7 protein-coding genes are annotated in these 7231 nt (G+C 51.4%); 1 reads left to right on the forward strand and 6 read right to left on the reverse strand.

All coding sequences use genetic code 11. The features are described 5' to 3' along the window. Positions 1-918: 918 nt before the first annotated feature. From ACCI49_RS22795 to ACCI49_RS22810, 4 genes are all read right to left on the reverse strand, one after another. Positions 919-1467 carry an HNH endonuclease family protein gene (locus ACCI49_RS22795; RefSeq protein ID WP_371841530.1) on the reverse strand — a complete coding sequence of 183 codons (549 nt, stop codon included), beginning with the start codon at positions 1465-1467 and terminating at the stop codon, positions 919-921. Between the two features lie 38 nt (positions 1468-1505). Continuing rightward, on the reverse strand, positions 1506-1922 hold the full coding sequence (locus ACCI49_RS22800) for a hypothetical protein (protein ID WP_371841531.1): 417 nt from the start codon (positions 1920-1922) through the stop codon (positions 1506-1508). Between the two features lie 122 nt (positions 1923-2044). Next, on the reverse strand, positions 2045-4129 hold the full coding sequence (locus tag ACCI49_RS22805; protein WP_371841532.1) for an OmpA family protein: 2085 nt from the start codon (positions 4127-4129) through the stop codon (positions 2045-2047). 3 nt (positions 4130-4132) lie between these two features. After that, positions 4133-5173: a hypothetical protein gene (locus tag ACCI49_RS22810; protein WP_371841534.1), complete on the reverse strand. Its 1041-nt coding sequence runs from the start codon at positions 5171-5173 to the stop codon at positions 4133-4135. Between the two features lie 231 nt (positions 5174-5404). Between ACCI49_RS22810 and ACCI49_RS22815 the strand changes: the two genes are divergently transcribed. Beyond that, positions 5405-5800 (forward strand): hypothetical protein, encoded by a 396-nt coding sequence (locus ACCI49_RS22815; protein ID WP_371841535.1) that lies wholly within the window; start codon positions 5405-5407, stop codon positions 5798-5800. A gap of 15 nt (positions 5801-5815) precedes the next feature. Here the strand turns inward: ACCI49_RS22815 and ACCI49_RS22820 are convergent, their stop codons facing one another. Continuing rightward, positions 5816-6781, reverse strand: coding sequence for a hypothetical protein (locus ACCI49_RS22820; protein ID WP_371841536.1), 966 nt, complete (start codon positions 6779-6781; stop codon positions 5816-5818). Positions 6782-6798: 17 nt separating this feature from the next. Beyond that, positions 6799-7185 (reverse strand): hypothetical protein, encoded by a 387-nt coding sequence (locus ACCI49_RS22825; RefSeq protein ID WP_371841537.1) that lies wholly within the window; start codon positions 7183-7185, stop codon positions 6799-6801. Positions 7186-7231: the final 46 nt, after the last annotated feature.

Consider the following 7231-nt stretch of genomic DNA (forward strand, 5'->3'; position numbering starts at 1 on the left):
TCGGTGCCAAAAAAGCTGGTTTGTTGGTACTGATCGGTGTCCGTGAGCATCATTATCCTTGAGCATTTCGACCAGAAATTTGGATCAGAATAGCGAAAACTGGTCGAAATGGCTATGTCATATGTTCACGTGGTCCTAGTGCCACAAGGTCTGGAGACTTTTTTCAGGGTCGACTAATTACTTTTTTTTGCTGGTATGGTTATCGTGGGGGCATCCGGCATTTAACAAGTGACTAAAAACCCAGATATTCACGCTCCTCACTGACACAGCATCTCAATAGCTCATAAGGACAAGCCTATGCGATAGGCTGTGATCTCAGAAATCTAGGAATCATATTTCCCTGCCGCAACTCCCCACCCCACACATTGGACGCTCCAAACCTCCTCGCGCTGAAGAGACAACCATCCATAGTGGTTTCCCCCTCACTCTGCTATTCTGCGCTCCCTATAAAGAAGCCCTTCGAACTTTGGGCTGGGCTTATCCGCTCAGTCCTGCCGCGATTGCGTGCTTCACGAATATAAGGTTTGGGCTTGCCGTTCAATATTTGACCGAATGCTTCTGCTTATTAAGCCCTCAAACAAACCTGCCTCCTACCCCGGTCTGAGCCAATCGCGTTTCCTGCGGGGGCTCTTGGGGTTTGCAAATACTTTTGTAACTTACTGATTTTCTTAGAGAAAAATGCCAAAAACCGCAAGCAAGACCAAGGCCGTGAAACCCGAACACACTCCTATGATGCAACAGTAGTTACGCGAACCACCCTCTAGGCCCCGTGGTTACTAGCTTTGCGGGTAATCACTGTCTAAGAAAATGGCGCCTCTAAGCTCTTTTTCGCTCTATATAAATCAATGGGTTAGGGGCGAATCTTAGACACTTTTTGGCACATAAAAACACCACTGTGCATTCATACAGTATGCCGTGTCATTCCTCTAATAAGGCCAAAATTTGAGCAGATTCCTCCGGTGAGAACTCAAGCCCATACTTCTCCACTATCGCCATAAACCGTTGTACGTAGATAGCCTGGACGGGCTTATAGGGTGGCATCCACTCATCAGGGCCTTTATCGCCCTTGCTTTGGTTACGGCCGTCATCGACCAGCCACAGATTCTCAGGGTCTTCAGCAAACTGCCGCTTCAACTCTCTGCTCCAATTGGCACCACCGTGCTCGTGCGCCCATGAAAGTGGGACGATGTGTTCAACATCCAGGTCAGAAGCCAGGCTGAAGAACTGACCGGTGTAAGGGTCCAGCCATAGGCCAGTATCAACCGTGCAGCGCTTGTCATTGGTGAAGGTAACCGGAGCCAGGGAGAACTGAACTAGCAGCTCGTGGCGGGTGCTCTGGCAGTCGCCGTCAGTGTCGGACCACTTGGGTAGCCACTCGTGGCGGTCGTAGCCACGCCCCTCTTTGGCTTCGACTTCAAGACAGCTGGCCAGGGCAGCGGATAGGATAATTGGTAGTAATAGGCGCATGACGACCCCTCAGTATTTTTGAGGGATCGTACATAAAATCATGAGGGTGCGCCATCAATGTTCATTAAAGCAAAAATTACTAGACTTCCAACCCCAGAAATAAATGCAAGCATCTCCATGTAAAATAAGGCTCTCGTAGATCGTTGCCGGCGAGCAATATAATTATGTGCAGTCTCCTGTTCATCGTCATGGTCCAGTAATTCCAGGAAGATACCACTCCTTCTTAGCCATACCAGTCGATTAGTGAGAAAAAGTAAAATGCATAGCGAGAAACTAATCCAACTAGCCCCAAGCATCCAAATACAATTTGGATTTTGCGGTACAAGCGCCTCTCTAAATGTAATTGATAGAGCAAGAGCACCAGTAGAAATAGTGAAAAAGCGGTCATCTAATGCCAAGGCGCTCTCTTGAAGGAATTTCTTTAATTCTTCACGATCCTTTTGGTTAAAACCCATTACCTTTGCCTATCTACAATTTTGTGGATTTGTAGTAATGACTTTACAGAAAATCTTCATCACCTCTACTGGCCGCTTTAGGGATGGTTTATGCATGCATCCAACTAAAAACCACTGGATAATCACTCTACCGACCCACTCATTAGCAATACGCCGTCCTGCTGCCCCACGATACCTATAGGGGTTTGAACTGCTGAAAACTCCGCTGGGGTTCCCTGTTTTTCAGTCAACTGTTCCAGCCAGCGCTGAGCGCCTTCAGGAAGCTTTACGAACTGTTTGGATTTCATAATCCCATCAAGGTCTATATCACCCAGGCGAGTCATTGCTAGGCTGGCCAGCTCCTCGCGCGCTTCCGGCCCCAGGCTTGCACCGGCAACCTTGCGGGCCAAAGTTGTCAACATTCCCGCCGTGCCACCATCGTGGCCAGGGATATCCTCCCCTTTCAACCTCCTCTGTGTATCCAGGCGCATTGCGGTTTTAGAGTTGCCCAAAATTGAAGTCGTGCGGAATATTTCATCTTCAATTTCAACCTGCTTGATGAATTTATCGAAGGCTGCCTTCGATGGGAAAGCCCGGCTCATCCTGTCACGCAAAAGTTGCGATGAAATACGGCGGGTTGCGTTATGGCTGTCTGCTGCCTGCATTAGCTTTTCGCGAATAGCCCTTTGTGCTCCCTGGCGGAACATTTCTTTCTCAGATTCGCTCATTCCTTTCAGCGCATCATCAAGAGTGTCGCCATCTTCGCGGAGAATTTTCCGACCATACTCTGCCGCATCGAGTAATCGAGAATCGCCAGCATAAGCATCGCGAGCCGCTTTATACTCGGGCACTTGAGAATCTATCTCCTTTGCAAGCTCCTTTTTAAGTTGAAGGATATCTCGGGCGGTACCTTTCTCGCCTTTTCGGATAGCCACCTCAATCTGGTCGTCAAGGTTCTGCTTAATCGCATCAAAGTAATCAATATGGCTGATTTTATTACCTACGATACGTTTGTTGGAGAGAGTATTTTTGGCTTTTTGAGCGGCATTCTTTACTGCATCTGCGCGCATAATGGATTGCAATTTCTCAGTTACACGAACAGGCTTTTGCCTGGCTGCGCCATACAAATCCTCCGCCTGAGCGCCGCGCCGTGCCTTCAGTCCTTTTAGGGTATCTGGCAGCATCGTATCGCTAAGCACACCAAGGTTGCCTTGAAGCTCCCCCATAAGCCGGGGCTGCTGCCCCTTATTGCGGGCCTTGAATAGCTCCTCGGCGGCTTTACGTGCGGCGGGGGTGTCGGTCATGGATAGAACGCCTTCGAGGGAGTCGCGCGCGGCGGTGGAGGCGTCAGCTAGAATTGCGTTTGGTCCCAGTTCTTGTGTGGCTTTTTCCAGAGCGCCGCTATCAAATCCCTCTGCCGCCAAATCATCGGCAAGAAAGCGACGAGCTGCATGCTCAGGACGTACCAGAAGCTTGTCGGTGACCCAATCACCAACAGGACTAAGAATGCGGCCGCTGAGATTGGTAGCTGCCCCAGCAACAGGAGCAAGAACTGCACCAGTAGCGCCGCCCGTAAGCGCGCCCTCGATACGTCCCTGAGTTCCTGATCCCTGCCCTGCTCCATACAGCGCCCCTTCAGCTGCACCGATTCCCGAGGCTGTTGCACCTTTGGAAATCAGGCTTTTCCCTGCCATCTTGCCGACGCCTTTTGCGAGCCCGGCGCCACCGGTTAATACACCACCTGCAAGCTCTGTAGCGACTGCTGTTTTCGGGTAATCTTCAGAAAACTGCTCACGCTCTTCCGCCAGTGTATCATGCTGGTGATTGTATTCTTGTTTGAAATCACGCCCGTTTACCAGTGATTCATACCCCGCGGTTGTTAGGGCCCCCAGTTCATCAGAAAAACCAAGAGTAAGCCCCTGGAGTGCAGAGCGAACCCCACCCATCACAGGGTGGACTGATTCAGGACCGAGTTGTCTATCAACCTCCTCCAGCTCCTGAGCCCGCTGTTCTGCATAGCTAGGGTGCTCCTGCATTTCTGCGGACAACCTCTCCGCTCGCGCCCCCTCCCCACGGTCCAGAGCTTCGCGCAGGTCACCTTGTATTGTGTTTAAATCACGAGGGCCCGCCTGAAAAATTACTGTTGCCAGCTGCTGTGCGGTAGCGCCTTCCGGCCCTTCAATTTTGTAGATGCGGCCATCAGGCCCTTCCAGGGTATAGACAGGCATTTGTTATTCCACGCTGATAATTTTGAAACCGTTAAGGTCTGTATCTGCCTGCGCTTCGGGGCCATCTCGTTGGATATCCCCAGGCTCAAAATCGCCATTACGCAAGAGCCACTCTTCCATTGTTCGAGAGCGGTCTTCGGCAAACCATTTAGCTCTATCCAGCATGCGCTCCTGCACTTGCTTCAGGTTGCTGAGGATAGCCTCGTTCACCTGTCCGCCTTGAGATAGGCTGGAACTAATGCCTTCAAGGAAAGCTCTCTCACCCTCGGTTGGGTTTGCCCCAAGCTGACGAATCTGCCCCAACACCATTTCACCCGCTAAGGAGTGGAACTTGCCTACATCGCCAACCGTTGTATTGAAGAGGTCCGTAGCTCTTTTCCACATTGCAGCAGTAGCACCGGTTTTGATGCGAGCGTTGAGTTCTAGCATTTCTTCGATCTTTGGAATCATGCCTTGTGCTTCCAAGCCCTGCTTCAAGATGCCCTGCCGAGTTTTGGACCAGTCTGCAGCATCTGTTTCAGCTCCTTTTTGTAGAGCGGCGATGTTGCGCAGAATCTCTGCATTATCAACTTTCCACTGCTCCAATGCGGTAGGGTCTCGCTTCAGTCGTTCGAAGTCCTTCTGTGCCCCTTCCGGCAGACTGTTCCAGAATTGATATTCCTGCACTGCAGCGGGAGCAGAGCCAGGGCTTGCCGCCCTCTGTTCCAGCATCGCCCGCTTCAGGCTTATATCGCCCATCTCTGAATTAAGCCGGGCATTCTGTTCCTGAAGGGCAGCCACACGGTTATTGAAACCCGCAAAGGCAGCGCTTGGGTCTTGGCCGTGATATCCCATATTCATAGCCGTTAGCATTCGACCAATTCCGCCGAGCTTATCCTTTTTCATGGCCTCCACTCGGCTATCGTTCTCGATGATTTGCTGTTGGCGTCGGTCCATTTCTAGCGCGAGTGAGTCGCTTCCATCGACTAGAGGGGACTGTTTCGGCTCGATAAAAATTGAGTCCAGGGCGCCTTGCGGCTCGCCCATCATTAATATTGGTCGCATAATTCAACCTGTTGATTGACTGGTTTGGGGTGGACTGTTTGAATTCCTCCGGCACACAAGGAGGTGATTAAAATGCGTTTGACTAGGCCATTGACTCCAACTCTTCCGCAGGCAGCCCAAGTGGGCCCCACCTTCTCTGCTGCGACTTACGGCGCTGGGCACATATGGGGGGCAATTATGCTTTTGTGCGATTCATGTCCAGCGACGCAAATTCAATAACGGAGATTAAAAATGAAAAAAACCGTCTTACTTCTGACTGCTGCCATTACAGCCGGCTGCGCTTCTAACCCAGACAAGATTGATGCAACTTATGTTTCCCCTCTCAAATACGAAGGCTATGATTGCGACCAAATAGCTATGGAAATGGATTATGTTGGCAACCGAACCACAAAGCTTTATCAGCGCTTAGACAGTGAACGTACAAAAGATAATTGGCAGATGGGTGTAGGTCTTATTCTATTCTGGCCAGCATTACTGGCACTTGAGGGTGGTGACGGCCCTGAAGCCGCAGAATATGCCCAACTTAAAGGCGAGTACGAAGCCCTACGACAGCAATCAACCCAAAAGCGCTGCGGCATACAGAGCAAATCCCCCGAGGAAATTATGCAGGACGCCGCAAAGGGCTGACCTTACGGGATTGCGTCAGCCCCCTGCCGCCGCACTGGCGGCAAATGGTGTCCAGCCAAGACCGCCAGTGCCAAGCCCCGACAAGACCCCAGCCATTGCCCCCAGTGGAGAACCGCTTTGGGTCTGGGTGGATTCATTCAACATAATCGGATTACCAACAGAGCCCTGATACAACTGCAGTTTTTGCCAGGGCGCCATTGCCACCTGTTGCATGTAGTTCTGCATGGCACTGCCACCCTGCCCCATCATGTTCACGCCACCCATGCCCATGTTGAAGGCGTTTCCATATCCGCTATTAAATAGATTGCCGGCTGTGCCAAAGTTGCTAGTTGCCATATTGGCGTTGAGGTTGTTGGTGTTCATCTGGGCGTTTTGATTTGCACTGGCCTGGTTCGCTGCGACACCCACCGCTTGGTTATAGGCATTGGAGCGGATGCCAGCGGCCACGTCTGAGGCTCTATCATCGGCACCTCTTGCGGCTATGGCCTCGGCTACACCTCGACGCGTCGAGCCTGCATTACCCGTAGAAACCGCCCCTGAAGCGATGCCCGGCAGTTGGTTTTCATTCAGGTCACGGTAAATATCGCGAGTACTGGCAGTAATTTGCGAGTTCAGCAGGTCGTTATCAATCAGGGAATTCACGGTGTTCATATCAACACCGTTTTGCATTGGGGTTTGGAATCCGCCGCCGCCCATTACCTGATTTAAATAATTCTGCATCACATTGGCAGTATTTCCGAAGCCATTGGCAGCGCCCGTCATTTGATTAGCGTAGCCGTTAGCAGTGTTGCCAAACCCCATTGCAGCCTGAATATATTGCTGCATTTCTGGGGTCATATCTGCGACTGGAGATTGACCAGAGTTGTAGAGCCTTTGCCCTTCTCCCCAAATATCATTGAGGTAGCCCTTCTGGTCCTCATCAATATATGACCTACTGCTGGACTCGCTGCCACCGCCCATAAGGCTGTCTAAAAATCCCATAATTTCACCGTATATTGTTAGCTGTTTGGAATTGCCATCGCCGCAATAGAACTATGCACAGCCAGGCGGTTGGCCACCTCGACAATACAGTCGGACACCAAATCGGCCACATGGTCGGCGACGTTTACCGGCTCGCCACTATCGGGCTGCAGGGTTTTGGTGGTCACATAGACGCTCTGCATTAAGTCTCCAGCGCCATCGGTCTGCACGTTGTTCTGATCGTCAATCACTGCGATAACACATTTCAGCACCGCGACTGCCGGCGCTTCTGCGGTGGCGGTTTCGCTTTTCTGGGTTACCGTCGCGCGCACAATAGTGCCGGCACTGTGGCCATCGTCGATGGTGTAGGCGAATTGCCAGGCTTCCAGGCCCGGCACATTTTCTAGTGGGGAAAAGCTGGGCATTGTGCCTCCTAGGGTTTATGCCGTGTGTTATGGGTCGCGATGGTCA

Origin of the sequence: Microbulbifer epialgicus (assembly GCF_041447265.1) — a bacterium.
Taxonomy (GTDB): domain Bacteria; phylum Pseudomonadota; class Gammaproteobacteria; order Pseudomonadales; family Cellvibrionaceae; genus Microbulbifer; species Microbulbifer epialgicus.

Excerpts from the sequence above, each read along its gene's own strand:
- ACCI49_RS22795 (WP_371841530.1), bottom strand. The coding sequence starts at position 1,467 with ATGCGCCTATTACTACCAATTATCCTATCCGCTGCCCTGGCCAGCTGT.
- ACCI49_RS22800 (WP_371841531.1), bottom strand. The coding sequence starts at position 1,922 with ATGGGTTTTAACCAAAAGGATCGTGAAGAATTAAAGAAATTCCTTCAA.
- ACCI49_RS22805 (WP_371841532.1), bottom strand. The coding sequence starts at position 4,129 with ATGCCTGTCTATACCCTGGAAGGGCCTGATGGCCGCATCTACAAAATT.
- ACCI49_RS22810 (WP_371841534.1), bottom strand. The coding sequence starts at position 5,173 with ATGCGACCAATATTAATGATGGGCGAGCCGCAAGGCGCCCTGGACTCA.
- ACCI49_RS22815 (WP_371841535.1), top strand. The coding sequence starts at position 5,405 with ATGAAAAAAACCGTCTTACTTCTGACTGCTGCCATTACAGCCGGCTGC.
- ACCI49_RS22820 (WP_371841536.1), bottom strand. The coding sequence starts at position 6,781 with ATGGGATTTTTAGACAGCCTTATGGGCGGTGGCAGCGAGTCCAGCAGT.
- ACCI49_RS22825 (WP_371841537.1), bottom strand. The coding sequence starts at position 7,185 with ATGCCCAGCTTTTCCCCACTAGAAAATGTGCCGGGCCTGGAAGCCTGG.